At 54.3% G+C, this 269-nt stretch carries 1 protein-coding gene; it reads right to left on the bottom strand.

The features are described from left to right. Positions 1 to 57 precede the first annotated feature (57 nt). Positions 58 to 269 (bottom strand): hypothetical protein (locus tag CF394_RS13985; RefSeq protein ID WP_243370899.1); only part of this gene is annotated, 212 nt, incomplete at its 5' end.

Below are 269 nucleotides of genomic sequence, written 5' to 3'. Positions count from 1 at the left end.
AGGTGCGCTCCGCGTCAGCAAATATAAAGAAAATGAAGCGGCTTTCGCGCCGCGAGGTCAAATCGTCCGGTTAACGAACTGTGAAAGAAGAAAGCTTTTTCCTCCGCTTGCAGAGAGAGCCGAGCAAGAGCCGAAAAGCTCTCCTTCGGGCGGCAGAAAACATGTTGCCGTTTTGCGGAATGGGAAAGTGAAGCTGTCATGCGAAAACGGCCGGCGGCGGAGCCAGATCCGGTTTTCGCCCGATGACAAAGACTTGCTCCCTTTTGCCC

The organism is Tetzosporium hominis, from assembly GCF_002265435.1.
Classification (GTDB): domain Bacteria; phylum Bacillota; class Bacilli; order Bacillales_A; family Planococcaceae; genus Chryseomicrobium; species Chryseomicrobium hominis.
The sequence above is the reverse complement of the archived record's forward strand: the minus strand, read 5'-3'. Positions and strand labels throughout refer to the sequence as shown.